A 24,303-nucleotide genomic window follows, 5' to 3' on the forward strand; every position below is an offset into this window, starting at 1 on the left:
CTACGGATAAATTCCAAGAGCGGACTTTTACCTGTATTTCAATGATTTATTCCCTGAGAAGAAGAGCAGCTCATTTCACCCTGCTATACCGGTATATTTTCAATTACAGAAGAGTTTGGAATAAGAGTCTTATTTTTTGACAAAACATCCTATTGACCAAACTGGTCAATCGTTGTAAGATAATATTGACCCATGTGGTCAAAGAGTGAATTTGTACTCAATGGAGGTGTGAAAATGGATGATAAATTCTTTAGCCTTGATCAGGAAAAACAAGACAGAATATTAAATTCAGCACTGAATGAATTTGCCCAAAAAGGATATAAGAATGCTTCTACCAACGAAATAGTGAAAGGGGCAGGGATTTCAAAGGGTGCATTGTTTCACTATTTCAAAAACAAAAAGGACTTATATCTTTTCCTTTATGATCATTTTGTACAGATTTTAATCGATAAGATGAAAAGGGAAGTCAACTGGGAGATAAGGGACATCTTCGAAAGAAACCGTGAACTTGCAGCGGTTAAAATAGAAATGTTCCATCAATATCCGCAAGTGTTTACCTTCTTCACTGGAATTTTCTTTGAAGAAGATACGGAAATCAGCCAGGAACTGGAGAAGCGCAAAAGCGAGTTCCTCAGCAATAATTATAAGGAAATGATGGAAGATATCGATTCGAGTAAATTCAAGGAGGGAGTGGACGTCGAGAAGGCAAAGGAAATCATTACATGGTCCCTGGAAGGGTTCGCCAATAGAATGCAGGCAAAGGTGAAAGCTATGGGAATAAAAGAGGTCAATATCGATGATACCTTATCGGAAATGGAAGATTATCTGGAAGTGTTAAAGAGTGCCTTTTATAAGTAGGTCTGTTCCTAGTATTGTTGCTAATGAAAAATGATCTTCATTCAAATGAAACTATCAAGAAAAAGCGCTGTATTGGTCTTCTCGAACCCATGGAAAAATTAAGGTTCCGGGAACTTTCAGAAACAGCAATTCATGCAAAAACAAAAACTGTTTATAAATAAGCCGGTTTGTTATTCAGCGGCTATGCTAAGAAGGAGATCAACATTAAAATGACGGTAGACTTCCAAAGAGGAGGAATGGGGTATGGCTGTTTTAAAAACAAATCAATTAACGAAGTCTTTCGGGAAATTCACAGCTTTAAATGGTGTGGACATTGAGGTGAATCAAGGGGAGGTATATGGGTTCATCGGTCCCAATGGAGCCGGTAAATCAACAACCATCCGCGTTCTGCTCGGCGCATTGAAGGCAACAAAGGGAGACGCCTCCATATTCGGCCTTGATGCCTGGAAGGATGCAGTCGAAATCCATAAGCGGATTGCTTACGTTCCAGGTGATGTAAACCTCTGGCCGAATTTGACTGGAGGCGAAGTGATCGATCTCTTCATGAAATTGAGAGGATCTTCCAGCAAGGGAAAACGAGAAAATCTTATTGAGATGTTCAAACTCGATCCCTCTAAAAAGTGCAGGACCTATTCAAAGGGAAATCGACAGAAAGTTGCTCTCATTGCAGCATTTGCTTCAAATGCAGATTTATTTATCCTCGATGAACCGACTTCTGGCCTTGATCCATTAATGGAGCATGTGTTTCAGGAATGTGTTGCAGAAGTGAAAAGGGAAGGCAAAAGCGTCCTGTTATCAAGCCATATCCTATCAGAAGTTGAAAAGCTTTGTGACAGGGTAGGGATCATACGGGATGGAAAAATCATTGAAACCGGTACATTGAATGATCTCCGTCATTTAACCAGGACTCATTTGCTGTTGGAGACAACTAAGCCGATTGACACCCTTGATGAAATGAAAGGGGTCCACGATATCAAGAGGAAGGGCAGTGAAGTTTCCTTTCAAGTGGATTCCGAAGACCTGGATGGAGTGGTCCGTTATGTCAGCGGTTTTGGAATCAAGAGAATTGAAAGTGCCCCTCCGACACTGGAAGATTTATTCATGCGTCATTATGATTCAGGAGGGAAAGGGACGAAAAGTAAAGCCGGGGGTGTATCCTGATGAACTCATTATTGAATAAAACGGGGATGCTCCTGGGGTTCATCCTGCGTCAGGACAAGATCCGCATACCTGTATGGATTATTTCTCTGGCTATTTTATCGGTGATTACGGCAGGTGCTTTTGAAGGATTGTATCCTACACAAGAAAGCAGGCAGGCGATCGCAGAGACCATGAAGAATCCGGCCATGACGGCAATGCTTGGAAAAGGTTATGGAATTGACGACTACACCTATGGAGCAATGTTTGCTCACGAGATGCTTCTGTTCACAGCGATAATTGCTGCCATCATGAGCATCCTCCTGACCGCACGCCATACGCGGGCTGAGGAAGAGGATGGCCGGTTTGAAATGATACGTGCACTCCCTGCCGGCAGACTGGCGAATCTTAGTGCAGCAATGCTGTCGCTGGTTATCACAAATGTGATTCTCGGTTTACTGACCGGGCTGGGATTATTCGCTATGGGAATTGAAAGCATGGATTTGAATGGATCCCTGCTTTATGGTTCGGCTCTTGGTGTTACTGGCCTTTTCTTTGCAGGGTCCACAGCTGTATTTGCGCAGTTGTCTGAGTCATCAAGAGGGACGGTCGGTCTTTCTTTTACTTTATTAGGGGCCGCTTACCTTGTCAGGGCAGTTGGAGATGTGAGCAATGACGCCCTTTCATGGGTTTCCCCGCTCGGCTGGGTCCTCGGCTCTGAGGTATATGTCAACAATTACTGGTGGCCGGTCGCTATGACAGGAGCTGCTGCACTGCTGTTGATCGGGCTCTCTTTTTATCTGAACGCCATCAGGGATATGGGATCCGGTTTTCTGCCTTCAAGGCCAGGCAGGAAACACGCGTCAAATCTTTTGCAAAGTCCATTTGGCCTTGCTGTCAGGCTTCAACGGACGGGGATGATCTCATGGGCTGTCGGAATGCTGCTGATTGGCGCATCTTATGGTTCGATATTTGGTGATCTGGAGTCTTTCTTCAGTGAAATAGATATGATGCAGCAGCTGCTCCCTGAAGCCGAAGGATTCTCACTGACAGAACAGTTCACCGCGAAAATCATGTCGATCATTGCAATGATCAGCACGGTACCTGCACTTATGGTCATTTTTAAGCTGAAAGGAGAAGAAAAAGCCAACCGCACGGAGCATCTCCTTGCGCGTGCTGTATCAAGACCCCGCCTCCTCGGAAGCTATCTGGTTCTCGCACTCATCATTTCTGCAGTAATGCAGTTTGTGGCAGCAATCGGACTTGGGGCAGCAGCGGTTTCGGTGATGGAGGATGGCATTCCTTTTGCCGCTTTTCTTAAAGCAGGGGTGGTGTATCTGCCTGCCATATGGGTGCTTGTAGCGCTTGGTGTCCTGCTTGTCGGTTTCCTTCCAAATTTTACAGGGCTTGCATGGCTTTATCTGGGATATTCATTCTTTGTTGTATACCTGGGAGGCATGTTTCAGTTCGATGAATGGGTAGGCAATCTTTCACCTTTTGCCCATATCCCTGAATTGCCGATTGAAGAGATGAATTTCCTTAAGATAAGCATACTTACCTGTATCGCTTTTGCCATAATGGCTGCTGGTGCTGCAGGTTATACACGCCGCGATATTTACGGTTGAATCAAAGGCTCATCTCCTTGAAGGGGTGATGAGCCTTTTTTATCGGGGTGTGCAGGCGGGCGACGTGCACACAATTCATTCCGCCAACGGTAAAAAAAGAATGGGCACACCAATGCCGGTACAAGACTCAACTTGAAATTGAAGCATTCACTGTACATGTAACTCTAAAAAGCTGCCCAATTCAGGCAGCTTTTCTATGTACTAGGCACTTACCGGCTTTTCGGCTGGAACATGATAATTAACAACGGCAGGAATGAAGAAACCGATCAACCCTGAAAGCATTCCCAGCACACCTCCGTAGAAAAAGATATCATGCACTCCGACTGCATCGATCAGCAAGCCATTGACTGCTTGTGCTGCCGGCGTCATGCCCTGGGCAGCAATCAGGATGATGCTGTACACCCTGCCCATCATGTGGTGCGGTATAATGGTTTGGGAAAGGCTCTGTTCCAGCACACCGAGAGTGGCTCCGGCAGCACCGATCAAAGCTACCAGGAAGGCGGCCTGCCAATGATTCTGTGTGAAACCTATTAAGAAAATCATACAACCCTGAACAAATAAGACGGCCATCTTAGCACGCGGTTTTGGCTTTTTAATAACGATGAAGGCGGACAATAAGACAGAAGCGGCTATTCCCCCAGCTCCAAGGCCGGCCTGCATTTGGCTGAGCCCCTGGGCACCGGCACTGAAATCCTTTGCCAGGAAGGGGAGACCGACAAGGATGGTACTCATAGCCATATTCCCGAATACAGCCGTCACTATGATGACAATCAACAGAGGGTGGCCGAAAACAAACCTTGCCCCTTCCCGGACTTCCCCAATCACCGTCTGATTTTCACGCAGAAGCTCCTGAGATTCCGGCAGGAGTTTTATATAGAAAAGAGTGGCTGCTGAAATCAGGAAGCTAAGGGCATTAATCATAAAACTGATCGGGAAGCTTAACAAATTGATCATGATGCCGCCAAAAAGAGGTCCGGCAATAGCAGCGGCCTGCCAGGTTCCTGTTAAAATAGAATTTGACTGTGTGTATTGCTCCCTATGAACAATCCGCTGGCGAATTGCTGTGACTGCCGGCCAATAAAAGGCATCAACCGTTCCAAATACAGCCCCAAGTGCGTAAATTAACAGAAGTGATGTACTACCTGTCATAGAAGCTGCAGCAAAGGTAAAAAGAACGATTGACCGGAGAATATCTGACCACAGCATCACTTTACGGGAAGAAAACCGATCTACTGCGATACCGCCGATCAGCATGAACATAACACGCGGGACTCCTGCAAATAATAGAAACGTCCCCATAATCACCCCGGAACCTGTCATGTCCACAATCAACCAGGAGACACTGAGAATGAAAACAGCATCACCAAGCGCGGAAAAAAGGTAACCAAGCCAATACATTACAAAATTCTTGTTCTTGATAATCTCCAAATTGGACATATCGACTTCCTCCCCGCTGAAATTCTCCTAATATTTCCATCATATCTTAAATATTTTCGAAAGGATATCATTCAGTAAGCGTTTTCATCAAACTGTCAATAATTTCGAAAACTGCTAAAATAGTTGTATAAATTAGAAGGTCTTGAAGGAGGAAGATTAAAAATTTTGGATTCTGATATTGCAATTAAGCCTTTGGATAAAAGTGACCGTGAAATTGACAGACTTGCAGAATCATATTGTTTAACATTCATCGGGGAGAGCTTCTCCAAACAAGATGTTGATGAGACAGCAGTGAATTTATCAAAGCATACAGACTATCCCGGCTTTAGGGGATTCAAGGCAGTTGATGGAGATGGGAGCATTGCGGGATTTGCCTACGGTTATACAAGCGTGCCCGGCCAATATTACCGGGAAAAGATTCAAGCTCAGTTAACAAAAGAACAGGAGGTTGTATGGCTTATAAGTTGCTTTGAAGTCGTTGAAGTTGCTGTAAACCCTCTTTTTCGCAGAAAGGGGATTGCGGGGAATTTACTGGACAAATTAATCGGAAATCAGCCACATCGAACAGCTTTGTTGACCACAGGAATAGAAAACAAGGCGGCAATCGAATTTTATCAAAACAGAGGCTGGGAGATGCTCCAAAATAATTCACCGGTAATCAGTGAAGGTGATCTGCAGATCATCTATGGCCTGAATCTCGAGGAGGAATGAAATGACCAGGATTAAAAACATAGGAAGTGCAGCAAAATTGGATAGAGAAGGATACATCATCAATGAATCCAGCTGGGAGAAAGTGAATCGAAATTATCAATCTCCCATCAGGAAGATTACAGGTGCAATAAAGAAGGATTTCTCCAAAGAAATACATAGCATCTATTTAAGAGGGTCACTTCCAAGAGGGCTGGGAATTGAGGGCGTATCAGATATAGACCTCCTGGTCGTGGAAAACGATTCTGCAGATAAAACCTGCCGTGAAAGGCTGATGGGCACGGTAGAAAAAATGGGAAAAGAGTACCCATATATCAATGGGATAGAGGTAGGGTTTAATTCCTTAAAAGAAGTATGTACAACCTCCCATTTTCATATTATTCCATTCATGATCAAGACCTATAGCATTCTTTTGTATGGGGAAAACCTTCAGGAAAAACTTCCACAGTATAAAGCAGATGAGAAACTGGCAAACGAACACATTGTCAATCTGAGGATGCAAATAGAAATCGCACTGGAGGATCTGGAGGGAAATGAAGACACAGAAGATATCAAAGATTGCTGTATGTGGATCATGAAAATCTTCATCCGCGGTGGAATGGCACTGGTGATGAACCATGAAAGAACATATACAAGGGACCTTTATCCTGCATTTATGCTTTTTTCCACCCACTATCCTGAAAAGGAAAAAGAGATGCTGAATGCTTTGGAGTTAGCTGTTAACCCTTCCGGCGACCCGCTTAAAATCATCTCTTTTTTGAAAGAAGGCTTTGGAAGCTGGATGATTCAAGAGGCAGACAGGTGGCTGAAAGAGTACAACCCATCCAAGTTAAAGCATATGCCGCTGCAGACCCGTTAGTTCGGATGAAATCCGGACTTTGAACGCTCAACTGTTATACGGGCCGTATCGGAATCTGGCTGTGATGTACATTGATAATGTCAATTCAACTGCAATTGAAGTGATAAAAGAAGTGGTGCAGTCCTTCGAATGGGAATTAATCACCAATGGAGAGTTCCGAAAGCTTGTTGGAGGAAAGAAGAGTAACGTTAAACTAAACCGGGGAATCGTGGCTTTCCGGTTTAGTTTTATTGGATGATCATATCTCTTTTAACTTCGCAAGTAGCAATTGAGCAACATACTGAAGCGCATTCAAAGTTGAATAAGTCCTGGGTATAAGGTACTGTGAAAAGAAGCAGACAAAAATTAGAATTGCAAAGAAATTATGACAATTGGGGGTCTTTAATGAACGGGTTAGTAAAGGAACATAACGTGCATTCTGTCACCGACGATTTAGTCGTCAATGCTATAGAAAAACATTTGGCCATCATCCGGTTTGACGTTAATCGCCGTGTAGCCTATGTGAATGAATTGTTTGCCAGTTCTATGGGATACCATTCGAGGGATATGCAGGGTATGCACCATAAGAAATTTTGTTTTCCATCATTTGCAAACAGTCCTGAATATGAAGCGTTTTGGGCAAATCTGTTTGCTGGCAACAGCTATCAGGGGAAAATTGAGCGGATCGATGCACACGGAAACCGGTTATGGCTGGAGGCCACTTATATGCCGGTCTTTTCTGATGATGGAAGTGAAGTGATCGGTGTCTCGAAAGTCGCTACCAACATCACCGGAAGGCAGAATCAGATCGTTAAGATGGCCGATCATTTGAAAGACATGTCTCAGCAGCTGAACAGCCGTTCCGAAGTTGGCATGGTCAGGAGTAAGGAACTGTTATCAACCATCGAAAGGATCTCTCATGAATCCAGGGAAAATGCAAATAACCTGGAAAATCTGCAAAATCAAGCAAACTTCATTACCGGGATCGTCAAGACAATCAGGGACATAGCTTCTCAGACCAATCTCCTTGCATTGAATGCAGCGATTGAAGCAGCACGTGCCGGTGAGCATGGCAGGGGTTTCGACGTTGTTGCCAAGGAGGTCCGCAAACTATCTGAAAAGGTGGCACACTCCATCACTGAAGTGAAAGAGAACATCGACAGCATAGTAAATGAGGTCGGAAAAGTGACTGGCAGCATCGCCCGGATCTCGGAAAGCGTAGAAGAAAGCCAGAAACAGATTGATATAGCCATGCAGGAATTCGATGCAATCTCCAATGCGGCAGGCGATTTGGATATACAGGCTCAGGAATTCGTCACAAAAATATAAGGTATGAAAGTCTGATTATAAAGAGAATCAGACTTTTTTTGTGCGGGGAGGGGAGTTCACTTTTTTCAGAAGAATAAAGAATAAAAAAAAGGAATGGCAAGATAGTACGTTGTATACATAAACTGAAGGAGGAATGGACATGTACCAAACAATTAATGGATTCCTGAATTCGTGGGAGATGGAATCATCATCCACACAGAAAGCAATGGATAACCTGACAGATGACTCTTTGAATCAGCGAATTGCAGAAGATCATTGGACACTTGGGCGTTTGGCCTGGCATATCACAACTGCCATAAAAATGATTACTTCTCAAACGAATTTAGCATTTGAAGCACCAGCGGAAGATTTCCCTGTGCCGGAATCAGCAAATTATATAGCTGAAACGTACAAAAGCACAAACAAGGCATTTATTAATGCCCTGCAAGAGCAATGGAAAGATGAAGATCTTGCAAAGGAAATCAATGTATTCGGCCGACAAATGCCGGCTGGCAGTTTACTTCAGTTCCTGCTGAAACATGAAATTCACCATCGCGGACAGATGACCGTTTTGATGAGGCAGGCAGGACTTAACGTTCCCGGTATTTACGGACCATCAAAAGAAGAGTGGGCGCTGATGGGAATGGAGCCGCCGAAGATGTAATGCTGGTTTCAGAGAGAGAAGTTCCTTAACAGGGAACTTCTTTTTTTATGGCTCCGACTTGGTATATATCTGAAGGATTGGCACGGGATAAACAAGAAGGTATATAACGATAAATAGAAGATTCTCACTTGTTTTCTTTCGATAAATGAATAGTAAGAGTAACGTAAATACATTAACCAGATAAACAAATGCCCCGATATCACGGGTAAGGATGGATTTATTGAAAATAATGGCGAGGCGGTGCCCAATCAGTCAAATGATGATTAGCATCCAGCCAAGGAAGACAGCAAGAATTGTGGTTCGTTTGATGGCCTGAATGCCCTCCTCCGGTCGGTTCGGATTAAGTGGAACCTGCAGTTATTACAAATATTGTAAGGATGACCGGCAATCTAGAATTCAAGCTATTAAAATTTTATATGTAACCGAACCAGAAAGTCCGGCGGTTTTTGCTCAGTTTTTTTTCTGAATAGTTGTCATTTGGTGGAAAGGACACTTCGAGAGTGCTGAATCATCGTCCCGCAGAAAATATTGCTTCCATTCATAATTATCTTCACTTCCGTATGTTTTCAGTTCGGGATGAGCTTCGATTCGATCATAGAGTTCCAGCCTCTTCCTGATCTGTTTCTGGATTTTTTCCGCATAACCCGGATTGGAATTGAATTCCTGGAGCACCCATCTTGGCGTGATGGCCATCATCATATAAGGGAAGAAACGGCTGTCCCTGTTATGGTGCTTTGGAGTGGCACAGTACATAAAATACTGTTCTCCATGAAAGCAGAATTCCCATTCGTTTTCTTCCGGGTCAGGGGGAATATGCTTTGGCCAATCCACTTCATCGATTTCAGCCAGCTGGTTCAGCAGATCCCAAAACATCCATTCAAACATTTCAACGGTCGCATTTTCAATCAAATGGTCTGGTGTTTCAAAGAATACGACAAGTGTAGTATATTTTCCAAAGTCCCTGCTTTTCAGTGAATATTCTTTTAAAATTTTTGCAAGCTCGATTGCTGTTGTGCTTGCAGTGGGATGGCCGGCGAACCCGTAGCGCAGCTGCTTTAACGCATAAGCCTGCGTAGCCGGGATGCACGGAAATTTCTTTTGGTTTGTCATTTTATCTGAAAAATGTCTGACTGCATCTCTTTGCCAATCAGGCAATTCATTGATTTCAGGATCTTCCTCGCGGTATAGCGCCAATCTCAAACACTCTCCTCTCTGTAAACAGAATATTGCCGTTACAGATATAGGTGAATGTCCCCTTATGGAATAGGCGCGTGCCCCTATTTAAGCTTAACGCTGAGACCGATCAACAATACACCGGAAATCAAACAAACTGCTTTCAACAAGGAAATCTTACCTGACAACCCCATCAGACCAATCGCAGTCGTAGAAAAGAATATTGTCGGACCAACAAGCGCAAGCAGCGAATTTATCATAAATGCCTTCTCCAAATCATTGAATTTCAGCATCAGCATGGCCGCCCCGATCTCGATACTCCCTGATAAAACCCTCAAAGCCACCATCGCCAGCAAAGCCTTCTCCACAAAAACAAACATCAAACGTCTCCCCGCTTATTTAGGATGATATGTAAACTATACATTCCTTCGCTTTCAAAGCAATCGCTTGTACAATTTATGCGACAGGCATAGGAAATAGTATAGAAACTGCGGGAAGGTGAGGGAGTAGATTCAAAGTTATTGTTAACTGAGCAGAAAAAAGAAAAAGTGTTCGAATCAGGCCGGGATTCGGACAAAAAAGCTGGAAAACCAGAAAAAGTGTCCGAATCAGACGTGGATTCGGACAAAAAAGCTGGAAAACCAGAAAAAGAGTCCGAATCAGGCGTGGATTCGGACAAAAAAGCTGGAAAACCAGAAAAAGAGTCCGAATCAGACGTGGATTCGGACAAAAAAGCTGAAAAACCAGAAAAAGAGTCCGAATCAGACGTGGATTCGGACAAAATTCACAGGAAACCAGAAAAAGAGTCCGAATCAGGCGTGGATTCGGACAAAAAAGCTGGAAAACCAGAAAAAGAGTCCGAATCAGGCGTGGATTCGGACAAAAAAGCTGGAAAACCAGAAAAAGAGTCCGAATCAGACGTGGATTCGGACAAAAAAGCTGGAAAACCAGAAAAGGAGTCTGAATCAGGCGGGGATTCGGACAAAAAAGCTGGAAAACCAGAAAAAGAGTCCGAATCAGACGTGGATTCGGATAAAATTCACAGGAAACCAGAAAAAGAGTCCGAATCAGACGTGGATTCGGACAAAATTCACAGGAAACCAGAAAAAGAGTCCGAATCAGACGTGGATTCGGACAAAAAAGCTGGAAAACCAAAAAAAGAGTCCGAATCAGGGATCAACCCGAATAATCAAAAAAAATCTCTCACTTAATCTGATGCTACTCATAATAAGTATCCTTGGTTTTACCAAAAGAATGAAAATTATTCTTTAATATTCTGCTTATTGTCTTTGCGTTCAATTCTCTGCCACACCAATCAAGGATGCCGGACGTGGTGATTTTTCGTCCAGGAAATAACAATTTGAATTCGTCAATCGTCCTCAAAATAGCACTTTCAAGCATTTCTTCAGTATGGCAGTTCTCGCATATAAACTGATTTTTTACCTTTGAAACAGAAAGGGAGTGGCACCTCCCACACACTACCCCCTTACGAAGCTGATCATACCGATAATCCGGCAGTTGGGTAAAAGGATTTTTGGTCCGGTGCATGGCTGCAAGCTTATTAGCCAGGTTTTGGTTTTCAGGACTCTGCATGGATGGAGTGTTTTAAAGTGCAATCAAAAAACGGGGTAGCTGGGTTGGATAGATGATAGGCTGATTGAGAGGGGCTTGGTATAAAGTGAATTGCGGATTGACGAAGACTGCATAGGGTTTGACGATATAATCTTCTTGAATGTCATGGAGGATTTGACGCATGATCGTCGCACTTCTCTGAAGCTGCAGTAGGGGATTATGATACTCTTTTTCCTGTGGAAATCTAAACAATTCATCTCCCTTAAAGTGGTAGTCGCCTTCATAATTTTTAATGTTCAATAAGTGTATTACACCATCTGAAATACTCAATGTATCAATTTGGGAATATGAGTGGTTCATTTCAAGTAACAAATCGTTTAAAACAAATTTGTCATTCAGGGATTTCTCGGATAGTTGGTCGAATCTCACCTCGCCTTCATAGCCTTTTTTCAAGGTTTAAGTAGTTACGTTTGTCTTTTTTCCTTAAGGTCATTCGATTGTTCAACGATCTTAACACCAATAATTCCTCTGATTCCGTTCTCTTCTTAAATATCATTTTACACCTCCTGACCTTTATTTCTTCATAGGAAAGAGAAATACCTGCCATCTCTCGGGAATGGCAGGTAACATATATACTTTTTGTGCTGGAGATTTAAATATGATTTTATCATCCGCTGGCAGTTTTAAGCATCCCCATGACAGTTCTACAGAGTTAATTAAAATTCTCCACATGATTTACATTCACTCTCGAGTCAGATTTTAAATATAAGAAGGATTCCTGCACAATTGAAAGAAGTACTAGACATACGAAAAAAATTTCACTAAAAAGGAAGGTCAGTTATGGACGAAATCAAAAATGCTATCCAAGATGATTATCCTGAAGATTTTGCCTGGTGCCATGGATGCGGCAGGCTGAATGAGAAGGGCCACCATTTCCGGACAGGATGGGATGACGAGAAAAACCGGACCGTGACAATTTACAAACCGAGGGAGGAACATATGGCAATGCCGGGGTTTGTGTATGGCGGAGTTATTGCTTCATTGATTGATTGCCACGGTACCGGTTCTGCAGCAATTGCTTTGCACCGGAAAAACGGCCATGAAATAGGTGATGGAGCAGAACCGCCGCGGTTTGTCACCGGGTCGCTGAAAGTTGATTTCCTGAAACCGACTCCAGCAGGGACGGCACTGAAAGCATATGGAACCGTAACGGAAATTCATCCGAAAAAGTGGATGGTGGAAACTAAGGTATTCTCGGAAGGCGAGGTGTGTGCAAAAGGCGAGGTAGTCGCCGTTGTTATGCCAAGTACGTTTAAAAGCAAATAAAAGATAAGGGACCTTCTCCGCATTGCAGGCGCCAGTAGAGAAGGTCTCCTTTTTTATACTTCGATGATTATGGGGATGATCATTGGTTTTCGTTTGGTCTGTTTGAACAGGTATTGCCCTACGGATTTCATGATGCTTTGTTTGATGACCTTCCATTGGAGCTGTCCCGGGGGCAGCTCATCGAGGGCATCCCGTACGATATTGTTGATTTTGTTGATAAGCCCCTCTGAATCTTTTACATACACAAAGCCGCGTGTGATGGTATCCGGTCCAGACAGCAGCCGCTGGTCGTGTTTACTCAGCGTCAGCACGATAACGAGAATGCCATCTTCAGATAATAGACGGCGGTCGCGCAGGACCACATTACCGACATCCCCTACACTGATACCGTCGACATATGTATCTCCGGCTGGAATAGAGCGGGTTTGCAGGGCTTCGCCATGTTCGATATCCACTACATCTCCGTTTTTTATAATAAAAGTGTTCCCCGGTTCAACTCCGACCGATTCGGCCAGCATGCGGTGATGGTGAAGCATCCTGGTCTCGCCATGGATTGGAATGAAGTACTTGGGATTCATGAGCGTCAGCATCAGTTTCAAGTCCTCCTGGTAACCATGTCCGGATACATGCATGCCTGTTGAGCTTCCGGTTCCATAAATGACATGTGCGCCGATAGTGAACAGGTTATCAATGATCCTGGAAACGTCCTTCTCATTGCCTGGAATCGGGGAAGCCGCCAGAATCACGGTATCCCCGGGATCTATCGTGACATCACGGAATTGGCCGGATGAGAGCCTTCCGAGTGCAGCCATTTGTTCTCCTTGGCTTCCCGTGCAGAGGATGGCCACTTTTTCAGATTGAAAAGTATCGATGTCCCTGTGGTCGATGATCATTCCTTCCGGGACACTCAGATAGCCGCGTTCAAGGGCAACACCTACTACATTGATCATACTTCGTCCAAGCAATGCAAGCTTGCGGTTGGTTTTCATTGCTGCATGGACGACTTGCTGCACCCGGTTAACATTGGAAGCGAATGTGGATACGAATATTTTGCCGTCTGCTTTCATAAAAGCTTCATCCATATGGCTGCTGACAATCTGTTCTGAAGGCGAAAGCCCGGTACGTTCAGCATTGGTGCTTTCTGATAGCAGTGCCAGTACCCCTTTTTTACCAATCTCCGCCATCCTATGTATATCTGCTTTCTGGTTATTTAAGGGTGTCAGATCAAACTTGAAATCTCCAGTATGGACGACAGTGCCTTCAGGGGTTTCAAAAACAATCCCGAGACAATCCGGGATACTGTGGCTGACTCTGAAAAAAGAAGTCCTGATTTCACCGAAGTCCATTGAAGAACGGGAATCTATCGGGATCAATGTCGTTTCTCTCCGTAGTTTATGCTCTTCCAGTTTAAGTTCGATTAAGCCCAGTGTGAAATTCGTAGCGTAAACAGGCACATTCAGTCTTTTTAAAAGATATGGAACCCCTCCGATGTGGTCTTCATGGCCATGTGTGACAAGGAGTGCCTTTACTTTGTCAGCGTTTTCCTCGAGGTAGGTGATATCCGGTATGATGAGATCGATGCCCATCAAGGTCTCATCAGGGAATTTGCCGCCTGCATCAATGATGATGATATCATCGCCATATTGAAGTACGTACATGTTTTTACCAATTTCATTACAGCCGCCAAGGGCAAAGATCAATAGCTGCCGACCACTCATAAGTGTTTTCCTCCTGTATCTTAGTTGTTTCTATCATTCCCAGGCAGGGTGGGTTCTATTTACTTTTTATACTAGAAAGTCCTTTAGAGGGGATAAAAGGAATAATTTCCGTAAGTTATCAAAGAATACGTTTTGTAACAGGAAAGGGAGGGACCCTCATGAAAAACAGTACAGTACAGCCTTGCCAGCAATGCGGGCAACGTTTATCCATTGAGTCTTTTTATCATAAGGGTAATATCTTGATGCACTGCAGTTCCTGCCGGGCAGAGAAGAGACAAACGAAAAAACGCGAGATGATGAGGCTGCTTGGAAGAGAGCAGCGGCTATCCTGATTGCCACTTATGAAAGCTCTTTTCGTAAACTTTGTTGCTATTCAATACAAAATTTCAGATGATATTCCCGTAAATCGCCGCAAAAACCCCGGTGAGCAGGAAAGAAAAGAGCTGTTCGTTCTTTTTCAATAGTAAAACCTTTGACTACAGGGGGAAAATCAGGCACCTCGGATTTTTCCGGGAGCAGCAATATATGCGAAAAAGCCATTATTAAAGGGCCGACTGATGACTTGGTCCTTTTTTTGATTTATGAAAATGGAAACCAACCAGGTATTTCGTGAAAAAGGTGAAAGATTTTCAGGCAGGGGATTTCCCTTTTTGGCCTTTCCAGCTTGATGTATGATAGACCTCTAAAAAGAAAGGGGAGATGGAATGAAAATTCTTACTCAGCGCTGCACAGTTAACGGGCTGGCGTATGTTATTCGATCGGCAATAAAGGAAGACGCAGCACAAATGTCCATTTTAAGGCTGCAAATTGATGGTGAATCTGAAAACCTGGATCGTGAAAAAGGAGAAGGATTCATCGACAAAGCAGGCTTTGAGAAAATCATAAGGAAAGATGCTGATCAACGGAGAAATCTCTTTTTAGTGGCTGAAACTGATGGTGAGCTTGTGGGGTACGCAAGGTGTGAGGGAAGTGAGTTGAAAAGGCTTTTACATAAGGTCGAATTTGGAGTTGCTGTGCGCAAGGATTTCTGGGGATATGGAATCGGGAGAAACTTATTACAACAATCACTTGATTGGGCAGATTCTGAAAAGATCAGTAAAGTGATTTTAAGCGTTCTTGAAACCAATCAAAAAGCAATCCGTCTCTATGAAAAGCTGGGGTTTGTGAAAGAAGGGCTATTGAAAAGGGATAAATTTCTGTCTGACGGCAACTATTATGACACAATTTTGATGGGAAGACATAGGGAGTGGAAGTGTCGGGACTTTCCTGCGAAAACCAAAGAAAATCTTTTATCTCTAGAATGCAGGTCATAAACATGTCCCCTGCATTCTTTTTACTACTGCCTAATATTTTGGTTCGAGGAAACATTTTAAGTCGGATGAATATAATTTGTTAAAAGCAATTAAAAGGGGTGGTGAGAAATGTATCCATCTGGCAGAATACAAAAAAAGATCAACACATACGCCGGGGTGTGTAAAGCGTTAGGCATTTTATCAGAAAAAGAAGTAAAACAGATAATGGAGAAAAACCATGCAGAAAGACAATAGGAAAGCTGGAATGAAATTGTGTTAAGGAAAATAAATTTTACGTAGAAATATTTATTGGTTGAAGGAAACATTTTGTTTATGTAGAATAAATCTGTGAAAAAGTAATAAAAGGTGGTGACACTGTTTAACGCTTTAAAGCGATAGGGGACTGTCCCCGAGTGCTTTAAAGTGCTAAAGTGCAGCAGGACCAACATGTTTATATTTTTTTGCCCTAAAGTTGCACTAGGTAAACTTTAGTGATTAAGTAAAACTAATTTGTTCTAAGAAAACTTACAAAGAGAGGTATGAAACCATGAAACGATTAAAATTTGCTGCAATTACTGCAGCGGCACTTTTGTTGATTTTGAGCGGATGTTCCCAAGGCACGACAGAGGCTGAAGGCGATTCGGGGAAAATCAAAGTTACATCTACAATCGGGATGATTAATGACATTGTCCAAAACGTTGGAGGGGAACATGTTGAAGCTGTAGGCCTGATGAAATCAGGGGTGGACCCCCACCTGTATAAAGCTTCCCAAGGGGACATCAGGAAACTGGAAGAAGCAGATATGATCTTTTATAACGGTCTGCATCTGGAAGGGAAAATGACGGAAATCTTCGAGAAAATGGAAAGCAAAAAGCCAACCATTGCAGTGACGAAAGATATAACAGAATCAGATCTTCAAGCACCGGCAGATGGTTCATATCAACATGACCCACACGTTTGGTTCAACGTTCAGAACTGGATTACTGCAACGGAAACTGTTACAAAGGAACTTTCAACTTTTGATTCAGAGCATGCAAAGGCTTATGAAGAAAATGCAGAAGCCTTCATTGAAAAACTGAAAGAACTTGATAAATATACAAAAGAGCAAATTGCGGCGATTCCTGAAGAAACCAGGGTACTTGTCACCGCTCATGACGCCTTCGGATACTTTGGCACTGCCTACGATATCAAAGTAATGGGACTCCAGGGTATCAGCACCGCATCAGAATCAGGTTCCAGGGATGTCAGTGAACTTCGCGATTACCTTGTTGAAAATAAGATAAAAGCGGTGTTTGTGGAATCCAGTGTACCGAAAAAGGCTATTGAAGCAGTTATTGAAGGCGCTGAAGAGAAGGGCCATGATGTCAAAATCGGCGGAGAACTATTTTCCGATGCCATGGGTGAAGCAGGAACAGAAGAAGGTACGTATTTGGGGATGGTCCGCCATAACGTCGACACCATCGTCAATGCATTAAAGTAGATTGTCTAACCAAATTAATATCCCGGAGTGATTTTCACCCCGGTAAAAGAGGAGAGGGTACCTATGAATTCGCCATTAAAGGTGCGTGATTTAGCGGTTGCATATCAAAAAAAACCGGTTTTGAAAAATATTTCCTTCAGTGTTCCGGAAGGAAATCTTGTTGGAATCATCGGGCCTAATGGAGCAGGGAAATCCACCTTGATCAAATCAATTCTTGAATTGATTCCTTCGTTAACAGGGGAAGTGGAAATATTCGGCAGCTCTTATAAAGCATCCAGGAAGAAAGTTGGTTACGTTCCGCAAAGAGAGTCGGTTGACTGGGATTTTCCAACGGATGCACTGGACGTAGTGACCATGGGGCGGTACGGCCATCTTGGATGGGTGAGCCGGCCGAGGAAAAAAGATAGGCAGATCGCAATGGACTGCCTTGAAAAAGTAGGGATGGCCGATTTTGCCGGCCGTCAGATCAGCCAGCTCTCAGGCGGGCAGCAGCAGCGGGTCTTCCTTGCACGTGCGCTGGCACAGGATGCTGATTTGTACTTCATGGATGAACCTTTTGTCGGGGTGGATGCGGCAACAGAAAAAGCGATCATCTCCCTGTTGAATGAATTGAAACAGCAGGGGAAAACGGTTCTCGTTGTCCACCATGACCTAAATACAGTGAAGGAATACTTTGATTGGATCATGCTGTTGAATGTGGAACTCATCGGAGTGGGGCCGACGGAAGAACTTTTCACTAAAGAGTATCTGCAGAAGACTTATGGTGGAAAGCTGACGCTGCTGGATTCAGCGGCAGCTGCTCCAGCAGGAAGGTGAGGTGACAGAAATGGAATGGCTATCTTTCTTACAAGATCCAAATACCCAATGGATACTAATGGGCTCAATTCTCCTTGGTCTGAGCAGCGGTGTCATCGGATGCTTTGCCTATCTCAGGAAGCAGTCTTTGATGGGGGATGCCCTGTCACATGCTGCTCTGCCTGGTGTATGTGTTGCCTTTATGATTACGGGGACGAAATCAATCGTCTTCTTCCTTATAGGTGCGATTGTTGCCGGATTGCTTGCAACGTTAATGATCAGTTTGATCACGAAATATTCAAGGATCAAACAGGATTCAGCCTTGGGAATAATACTCACCGTCTTCTTCGGGGTAGGAATTGTCCTGCTCACCCAAATCCAGCACAGCAACAGCGGAAACCAAAGCGGATTGGATAAGTTCCTGTTCGGGCAGGCGGCTTCGATGGTCCAGTCGGATGTATACACCATGGCCGCCATCAGTCTATTCCTTGTGGGAATTTCAGCATTGTTTTTCAAAGAATTCAAATTATTGTCTTTTGACCCGGGATTTGCCAAAGGGATCGGGCTGCCGATCTTTGTGCTGGATCAGTTCCTCATGATCCTCTTAGTAACGGCCGTCGTCATCGGAATTCAGGCTGTCGGGGTTGTGTTAATGGCAGCATTGCTGATCACTCCTGCAGTCGCTGCCAGGTACTGGACGGAAAAACTTCATATCATGGTCGTCCTGGCCGGGATTTTCGGGGCATTAAGCGGTTTTGCCGGTACCATTGTCAGCACTTTTGCGTCCAACTTGCCGACAGGCCCGCTCGTTGTACTGTCTGCAACGGCGATTTTCATCATAAGTGTCATCTTTTCCCCGACCAGGGGAGCCATTGCCAAGGTAAAAGTAAGAGCACAGGCTAAACAGAACTATCAAGAAGTATATGTGAATGCCAAGGTAAAGGAGAGATCATCATGAACGATTTCTGGATTATATTGATTGGTGCTCTCGTCGCCTGTTCATGCAGTGTTCTTGGGTGCTTTCTGGTACTTAGGAAAATGTCTATGGTTGGGGACGCCATCAGCCACTCAGTCCTGCCGGGAATTGTGCTTGCGTTTCTTCTCAGCGGATCAAGAGATTCCCTTTTCATGATGATCGGGGCAGCAGCTATTGGATTAGTCACAGTATTCCTGATTCAGATGTTCCAAAATAATGGAGTACAGTCCGACGCGTCGATAGGTGTCGTCTTTACAGCTTTGTTTGCCATTGGTGTAGTCCTGGTAAGTGTTTTCGCAAGGCAGGTAGACCTTGACCTGGATTGTGTCCTTTACGGTGAAATTGCTTATGCCCCCTGGGATACCTTCCAGATTGGAGGGATGAGCTTTGGACCGGTTGCGGTCTGGGGAATCGGAGGAGCTTTCCTGTTAAACCTTTTGATAGTAGGTTTGTTTTATAAACAATTCAAGATTTGTTCTTTTGATCCTGCCATGGCTGCAGCATTGGGAATTCCCGTCATTCTTTTCCATTATGTATTGATGGGCATGGTGTCATTGACTACAGTGGCTTCCTTTGAAAGTGTTGGGGCGATCCTTGTTGTCGGTATGATCATCGTGCCTGCTGCAACGGCTTATCTGCTGACTGAAAAGTTAAGCCGGATGATCATCATCAGTATGCTGATCGGCATTATCAGTTCCATAGCAGGTTATTACCTTGCATACGTCCTAGACGCATCGATTGCCGGTTCTATGATCTCGGTTGCCGGAGCAATCTTTGCCCTTGTTTTTCTTTTCTCTCCTACCCATGGACTTGTGATAAAGAAATGGATCAGAAGAAAATTGATATCTGAAGAAGCCCTATAGTCAGAGGTGATGAACGTGGCTTCCAATCCAACGGAAATTCTTTTTAGAGAAGATTTAGAAGAGATATGCTTTAATTCAAATGTGCTCCGAACCAAAAAATGGGAGGCTTAATAAAGGAGCTATTGAGGGACGGAACCGTTTTAGGGTTTCGTCCTTTTCGCCCAAAAAAATTCCCTTAATATTACAGTGATATGTTACTATTGTAATAATCTTTTAATTTTTAAGAATATTTTTGCGGATATTGATGCTTTCGGATTCAAAGGTTTTACTCTCGAAAAAGGCCGAGCAGCTCTTTTCTTTCCTGCTCACCGGAAATTTAACGGCGTTTTTCCAGGATATTATCTAAAATTATATCGAATAGCAACAATGTTTACGAAAAGAGCCATTTACAAATAATAAAGGAGGAATGCAGAATGGTGAAATCCTGGGGAAGGAACCTGCTTGAGCCATTACTGATCATCCTCGGGATCGTATTAGTCAGCGCTTCATCGGGGTTATTTCTGAATCAATCGTTTTCATTATTTACATACTGGGACAGCCTTTTCAGTGTTTTTAAGGACATAGTGAATCCTGCCGGCATTGTTTATGTGAATTCTGATGTAGAACGGAACCTGTTTCCAATCATTTTTCTTGCATTCTACAGCAGTGTCCGGATTGTTCTTTTGGCCCTGGTCATAGCCATTTCGGTCTCTTTGCTGATTCTTGTAATCTATTACTCTGCTGGAAAATGGTTCAGGGGCTTGATCAATAGTTTCGCCTTTTTGATAAGTTCATTGCCGGATATTTTTGTGATTTCAATCATGCAGATTTTCGTGATCTGGTTTTTTAAACAATCGGGGATCCTGTTGATGGATGTAGCTTCTATTGGGGAGAAGCAGATTATATTATTTCCTGCAGCGGTTTTGAGTATTGTTCCTGCTTTTTTCTTCTTGGGCTTGATGGTTTCTTTCATTAAAGAAGAGCAGGGGCTTCCCTATGTGGAGCTTGCAAGAGGGAAAGGATTGGGCAAGTTCAGGCTGCTTTTCATCCATATGATCCGAAACATTCTCATCAGCCTGACTTATCATGCAAAGCAGATCGTCTGGATGATGCTGTCAAATCTATTGATCTTGGAATATCTTTTTAATGTATTTGGCGTCACTTCATTCTTATTCACCTATAATACGCCATCCATCTTTGCCATTACGGCAATTCTGCTGTTCATCCCGATATATATACTCCTCAAGGGACTGCAGTTCTTGATCAAGCGCAGAATCGGGAAGGAGATGAGTCTGTGATGGAGAGGAAATTATATAAATGGCTTGTCATTCTTTGCACTGGATTCGTCATTATGATGGTGGCGGGCAGCTTGTTGTTTAATTATGTTTTGGATGTGGAGATTCCACAGACAACCCTTAAATACAGCGAGGAAGGAAAGATCATCGACGGAGCACCATTTAAACCTTCACGTGAATTCCTGTTAGGTACAGACCGGGATGGCTACGATATGCTCTACAAAGTTGTCCAGGGTGCACAGTATACACTGGGGGCGGCAATTGTCATTTCACTCCTGGGCTTCCTGATTTCCTTTGTTATTGGAATAGCCGGCGGCTTCATCAGGAGTACTTCGAAATACATAACACAGACACTATTCACATCATTTTATTTCATTCCGCAGTCCATCATTGCTTACAATGTCTTGCATCCACTGCTGTGGGAACCCATGGAAGGTTTTGCAACCACATTCACCGAGAGGGTTATATGGCAGATCATCATTCTTGCTGTGATAACCGTACCCACGACAGCCATATTGATCGCCAATGAAACAAGGGAGATATTACAAAAAGAGTTCATCCTAAGCGCCATGGTGCTTGGAGGGAGCAAATACTTTCTTTTCAAAAAGCATCTGCTGCCGCATTTGAAGCTCAGGTTGTTCATCATCTTTCCCAAAATCCTTATACAGGCATTGCTCATCATCGCTCATTTAGGATTCTTCAGTCTTTTCTTCGGGGGAACCGATGTATGTTACGGGGCATTTTGTGATCCTCCAAAACCTTTCGTGTTTGAATGGGCTGGCCTGATGGCCATGAGTTACAAGTCCATCTATAACGCATGGTGGATTTTCATGGCGCCGATGCTCTTCTTTTCTCTGACAATCCTGTCACTCAGCGGGATTGCGAAGGGATTGGAAGGAATCTCTCAAAGTGAGAAGAGAAAGAAAGTCTCTGCAGCAGAAAATACCCACAATTACGAAGACCATACAAATAAGCCGGCGCCTCATGATTTTGAACTGATATCAAAACATGATATATCTGGCTGATGAAATATTTGTCTTCCATCCATAAGTTAGTGGAGACCTCCTGCGGGACTAGGGGGACAGTGGAGACCCCGAATAGAGCTCCATTGTCAAGCCCCCGCGGAGTGCCCAATTGCAGCAGAAATCAATTATTATAAATTCATTAAGAAATGAAGAGGTGCACAATGTATACTCCAGAAGAAAGAAGTGTTTATTTCGAACAACTGATTGAAAAAGTGGAGTTGTTTGAGACAGTGGAAGGCATCGTTCAGATTGGTTCCGGGGTCGATGGCTATAATGATGAGTATTCTGATATCGACTTAATGGTTGCCGTCAAGGATATCGAAGACGCGGGCCCGGCCAAGGATTTGGTGAAACAGATATTCAATGAATACAAATCAGGCTACATTAAAGAGAAGAATTTCAGTAAAGACATCTTTTTGTTGATTGTTATATTAGAAGATCAAATGGAATTCAATATCTCTATTGTCCCTACAGCTTTTTTGACTGTGAGGTCGCCTTTGTGGAATGTCGTTGTTGATAAAACCGGAAATGTGATAGAGAAGATGAATGCCGAAAATGAGAAATTTATAACTAAACCGGTGAAATATAATGTAGGCTTTGATCTTCCTTTTGAATTCGTATACTATGCACGCTCATTGGAAAAGGAATTGATGCGGAATAATCTTATCTATGCACTAAAAATGCTGGATGAAATGAGAGACTTCACCCTGACTGTCCAGGCATTGAATGAGGATAAGAAGCTGCATCAGTTCAAGGCATATGAGACGCTTGACCAGTCTTTCATCAAAGTATACCTGTCTACTTATCCTGAGGGCATGACTGCTGAACACGTAAGAGATTCGGCTGCAAGATTAAAGGAGCTCTTCATTACAACATTAAAGAAAAATACGATCTTTTCAATGGATGAAGACTTAAAGGATCTATTAAATCATTCTTTTCCTTCAAAACAAGCAAAATAAATTTAGAGTGCGTCAGCCTGCAAAAGCTTATCCCTGGAGATAAGCTTTTTTTCATCGAAGTGAACAAGGGGCATGCTCATCTATATGTGGCTATATTGCCACATGGTTAGTGTGAATACAATTCTTATTATAAAATTTCTTCTTTCAATATGCAGAGTGATCTCTAAAAAACCCAACTATATCAATGGATTTGGGAATGAAAAACGTTTGGATGTAAGTTGGGAAATGGAAAAATTAAACCAAATCAAAGAATCCCATGTGACAACCAGCCACCTATAGGTATATGGTGCTAAGCGGGATGATATGGTTAAATAGGATTAACAAAAGGCTGTTTTCGCATATATTGTTGCTTTCGGAAAATTCCCAGGTACCGGATTTTTCCCCTGTATACAAAGATTTTACTCTAGAAAAAGAACGAGCAGCTCTTTTCTTTCCTTCTCACCGGGGTTTTTACGACGATATACCAGTATTAGTTGAAATTCATGTTGAATAGCAACAAAGTTTACGAAAAGAACCTAACAAAATGACAAACTTTGCAGGTGAATAATTGAGAGGAAGGAGGTCTTATAAAGATAAGTGGTTAATCGCAATCCGAAAATATAACAACTTCACGCAGCAGCAGGTGGCAGCAAGAGCATTTATAGATTGTACGTATCATTCCTACATAAAAACGGAGATTGGAATTCCAGATGTTGCTGAGAATATAACAAAGGTTTGAATTTAGATATAGTTATAATAATATTTTTTAACATCATTATGAAACCGAAGATAACGATTGGAAAGCTCATTCGGTATACACGTTGCAAAATTGCCACTTCAACAATTTGAAAACAGACATATGCTTAACTTATATGATTGTAAAAATAGATATCTGTTAATATGGTGATTTCCTTTTGGGTAATTATCTAAAAACAACAGATGATTGTCGCAGATACAGGCAGAGTTACTAAAAAGCCTGAAAGCCGCATTCACTATTAGAGTATATTACTTTTCTTGTTCAAGAAAAGACTGCGGTGGAAAGAACCTTGCCTCTCATTCGCTGATTGCCAAAAATTATAAATATTTGTAACCAAGGGTTTTGGAATCATTTCTGTTTATGCTTATGATGGGAAGATTGTGAACTCCTCATTGCACACATTTTTGATGAGAAGCCCTGAATACCCTATGACAGATCAAGATCTGAGCCGCTCCAAATAATAAAAGGCTGTTTTCGCATATAGTGTTATTTTCAGAAAAATCCCAGGTGCCGGATTTTTCCTCTGTATTTAAAGGTTT

At 43.0% G+C, this 24,303-nt stretch carries 24 protein-coding genes and 1 pseudogene; 20 read left to right on the forward strand and 5 right to left on the reverse strand.

Features of this window, described 5'->3' with window-relative positions; translation table 11 throughout:
• The first annotated feature begins 234 nt into the window (after positions 1–234).
• The 3 genes from D3H55_RS04620 (at position 235) to D3H55_RS04630 (ending at position 3,620) form a co-directional block, all read left to right on the forward strand.
• Positions 235–858: a TetR/AcrR family transcriptional regulator gene (locus D3H55_RS04620; RefSeq protein ID WP_119545743.1), complete on the forward strand. Its 624-nt coding sequence runs from the start codon at positions 235–237 to the stop codon at positions 856–858.
• Positions 859–1,101: 243 nt separating this feature from the next.
• Positions 1,102–2,019 carry an ABC transporter ATP-binding protein gene (locus tag D3H55_RS04625; protein WP_119545744.1) on the forward strand — a complete coding sequence of 306 codons (918 nt, stop codon included), beginning with the start codon at positions 1,102–1,104 and terminating at the stop codon, positions 2,017–2,019.
• Positions 2,019–3,620 (forward strand): ABC transporter permease, encoded by a 1,602-nt coding sequence (locus D3H55_RS04630; RefSeq protein WP_119545745.1) that lies wholly within the window; start codon positions 2,019–2,021, stop codon positions 3,618–3,620. Before D3H55_RS04625 ends, D3H55_RS04630 begins: the two co-directional genes overlap by 1 nt.
• A gap of 201 nt (positions 3,621–3,821) precedes the next feature.
• Here D3H55_RS04630 and D3H55_RS04635 read toward each other — a convergent pair whose 3' ends face one another.
• Entirely contained in the window at positions 3,822–5,057 is a 1,236-nt protein-coding gene (locus D3H55_RS04635; RefSeq protein ID WP_119545746.1) for an MFS transporter, read from the reverse strand.
• Positions 5,058–5,222: 165 nt separating this feature from the next.
• Between D3H55_RS04635 and D3H55_RS04640 the strand changes: the two genes are divergently transcribed.
• From D3H55_RS04640 to D3H55_RS04660, 6 genes and pseudogenes are all read left to right on the forward strand, one after another.
• A complete protein-coding gene (locus D3H55_RS04640) occupies positions 5,223–5,768 on the forward strand; it encodes a GNAT family N-acetyltransferase (protein WP_168412966.1) in 546 nt (181 codons plus the stop codon).
• A 1-nt stretch (position 5,769) separates the two neighbouring features.
• Complete coding sequence (locus D3H55_RS04645; RefSeq protein ID WP_119545748.1) at positions 5,770–6,624, forward strand: nucleotidyltransferase domain-containing protein; 855 nt, start codon at positions 5,770–5,772, stop codon at positions 6,622–6,624.
• A 19-nt stretch (positions 6,625–6,643) separates the two neighbouring features.
• Positions 6,644–6,862 (forward strand): hypothetical protein, encoded by a 219-nt coding sequence (locus D3H55_RS04650; protein WP_119545749.1) that lies wholly within the window; start codon positions 6,644–6,646, stop codon positions 6,860–6,862.
• Positions 6,863–7,008: 146 nt separating this feature from the next.
• Positions 7,009–7,395, forward strand: a pseudogene (locus D3H55_RS25455) (PAS domain-containing protein); the annotation flags it as partial.
• A gap of 81 nt (positions 7,396–7,476) precedes the next feature.
• Entirely contained in the window at positions 7,477–7,932 is a 456-nt protein-coding gene (locus D3H55_RS25460; protein ID WP_240628491.1) for a methyl-accepting chemotaxis protein, read from the forward strand.
• Positions 7,933–8,071: 139 nt separating this feature from the next.
• Positions 8,072–8,575, forward strand: a complete 504-nt coding sequence (locus D3H55_RS04660) for a DinB family protein (RefSeq protein ID WP_119545751.1) — start codon at positions 8,072–8,074, stop codon at positions 8,573–8,575.
• Between the two features lie 450 nt (positions 8,576–9,025).
• Here D3H55_RS04660 and D3H55_RS04665 read toward each other — a convergent pair whose 3' ends face one another.
• Both D3H55_RS04665 and D3H55_RS04670 read right to left on the reverse strand, forming a co-directional pair.
• The gene (locus D3H55_RS04665) at positions 9,026–9,775 is read right to left on the reverse strand and encodes a YqcI/YcgG family protein (RefSeq protein WP_240628484.1); all 750 of its coding nucleotides are present in this window, start codon (positions 9,773–9,775) and stop codon (positions 9,026–9,028) included.
• Between the two features lie 77 nt (positions 9,776–9,852).
• The gene (locus D3H55_RS04670) at positions 9,853–10,128 is read right to left on the reverse strand and encodes a YqhV family protein (protein WP_119545752.1); all 276 of its coding nucleotides are present in this window, start codon (positions 10,126–10,128) and stop codon (positions 9,853–9,855) included.
• A 141-nt stretch (positions 10,129–10,269) separates the two neighbouring features.
• Here D3H55_RS04670 and D3H55_RS04675 point away from each other — a divergent pair, with 141 nt between their 5' ends.
• Positions 10,270–10,959 (forward strand): hypothetical protein, encoded by a 690-nt coding sequence (locus tag D3H55_RS04675; protein WP_119545753.1) that lies wholly within the window; start codon positions 10,270–10,272, stop codon positions 10,957–10,959.
• Positions 10,960–11,353: 394 nt separating this feature from the next.
• On the opposite strand, the gene D3H55_RS04685 is transcribed toward D3H55_RS04675, so the two are convergent.
• Positions 11,354–11,773, reverse strand: coding sequence for a nuclease-related domain-containing protein (locus tag D3H55_RS04685; protein WP_119545755.1), 420 nt, complete (start codon positions 11,771–11,773; stop codon positions 11,354–11,356).
• Between the two features lie 387 nt (positions 11,774–12,160).
• Here D3H55_RS04685 and D3H55_RS04690 point away from each other — a divergent pair, with 387 nt between their 5' ends.
• On the forward strand, positions 12,161–12,646 hold the full coding sequence (locus D3H55_RS04690) for a PaaI family thioesterase (RefSeq protein WP_119545756.1): 486 nt from the start codon (positions 12,161–12,163) through the stop codon (positions 12,644–12,646).
• 53 nt (positions 12,647–12,699) lie between these two features.
• Here D3H55_RS04690 and D3H55_RS04695 read toward each other — a convergent pair whose 3' ends face one another.
• A complete protein-coding gene (locus tag D3H55_RS04695; protein WP_119545757.1) occupies positions 12,700–14,364 on the reverse strand; it encodes a ribonuclease J in 1,665 nt (554 codons plus the stop codon).
• Between the two features lie 158 nt (positions 14,365–14,522).
• On the opposite strand from D3H55_RS04695, the gene D3H55_RS24030 reads away from it, so the two are divergent.
• The 9 genes from D3H55_RS24030 (at position 14,523) to D3H55_RS04735 (ending at position 23,028) form a co-directional block, all read left to right on the forward strand.
• Positions 14,523–14,696 (forward strand): hypothetical protein, encoded by a 174-nt coding sequence (locus D3H55_RS24030; RefSeq protein ID WP_168412967.1) that lies wholly within the window; start codon positions 14,523–14,525, stop codon positions 14,694–14,696.
• 372 nt (positions 14,697–15,068) lie between these two features.
• Positions 15,069–15,677: a GNAT family N-acetyltransferase gene (locus D3H55_RS04700; RefSeq protein WP_119545758.1), complete on the forward strand. Its 609-nt coding sequence runs from the start codon at positions 15,069–15,071 to the stop codon at positions 15,675–15,677.
• A gap of 526 nt (positions 15,678–16,203) precedes the next feature.
• Positions 16,204–17,136 (forward strand): metal ABC transporter solute-binding protein, Zn/Mn family, encoded by a 933-nt coding sequence (locus D3H55_RS04705; protein WP_119545759.1) that lies wholly within the window; start codon positions 16,204–16,206, stop codon positions 17,134–17,136.
• A gap of 63 nt (positions 17,137–17,199) precedes the next feature.
• Positions 17,200–17,952 carry a metal ABC transporter ATP-binding protein gene (locus tag D3H55_RS04710; RefSeq protein ID WP_119545760.1) on the forward strand — a complete coding sequence of 251 codons (753 nt, stop codon included), beginning with the start codon at positions 17,200–17,202 and terminating at the stop codon, positions 17,950–17,952.
• Between the two features lie 10 nt (positions 17,953–17,962).
• Entirely contained in the window at positions 17,963–18,889 is a 927-nt protein-coding gene (locus tag D3H55_RS04715) for a metal ABC transporter permease (RefSeq protein ID WP_119545847.1), read from the forward strand.
• Entirely contained in the window at positions 18,886–19,770 is an 885-nt protein-coding gene (locus tag D3H55_RS04720; RefSeq protein WP_119545761.1) for a metal ABC transporter permease, read from the forward strand. Before D3H55_RS04715 ends, D3H55_RS04720 begins: the two co-directional genes overlap by 4 nt.
• 413 nt (positions 19,771–20,183) lie before the next feature.
• Positions 20,184–21,047 (forward strand): ABC transporter permease subunit, encoded by an 864-nt coding sequence (locus D3H55_RS04725; RefSeq protein WP_119545762.1) that lies wholly within the window; start codon positions 20,184–20,186, stop codon positions 21,045–21,047.
• Positions 21,047–22,069 carry an ABC transporter permease gene (locus D3H55_RS04730; protein WP_119545763.1) on the forward strand — a complete coding sequence of 341 codons (1,023 nt, stop codon included), beginning with the start codon at positions 21,047–21,049 and terminating at the stop codon, positions 22,067–22,069. The genes D3H55_RS04725 and D3H55_RS04730 overlap by 1 nt, the downstream gene beginning before the upstream one ends.
• Positions 22,070–22,230: 161 nt before the next feature.
• Entirely contained in the window at positions 22,231–23,028 is a 798-nt protein-coding gene (locus D3H55_RS04735; protein ID WP_168412968.1) for an aminoglycoside 6-adenylyltransferase, read from the forward strand.
• Positions 23,029–24,303: the final 1,275 nt, after the last annotated feature.

It is taken from the genome of Bacillus salacetis, assembly GCF_003581585.1.
Taxonomy (GTDB): domain Bacteria; phylum Bacillota; class Bacilli; order Bacillales; family Bacillaceae_B; genus Rossellomorea; species Rossellomorea salacetis.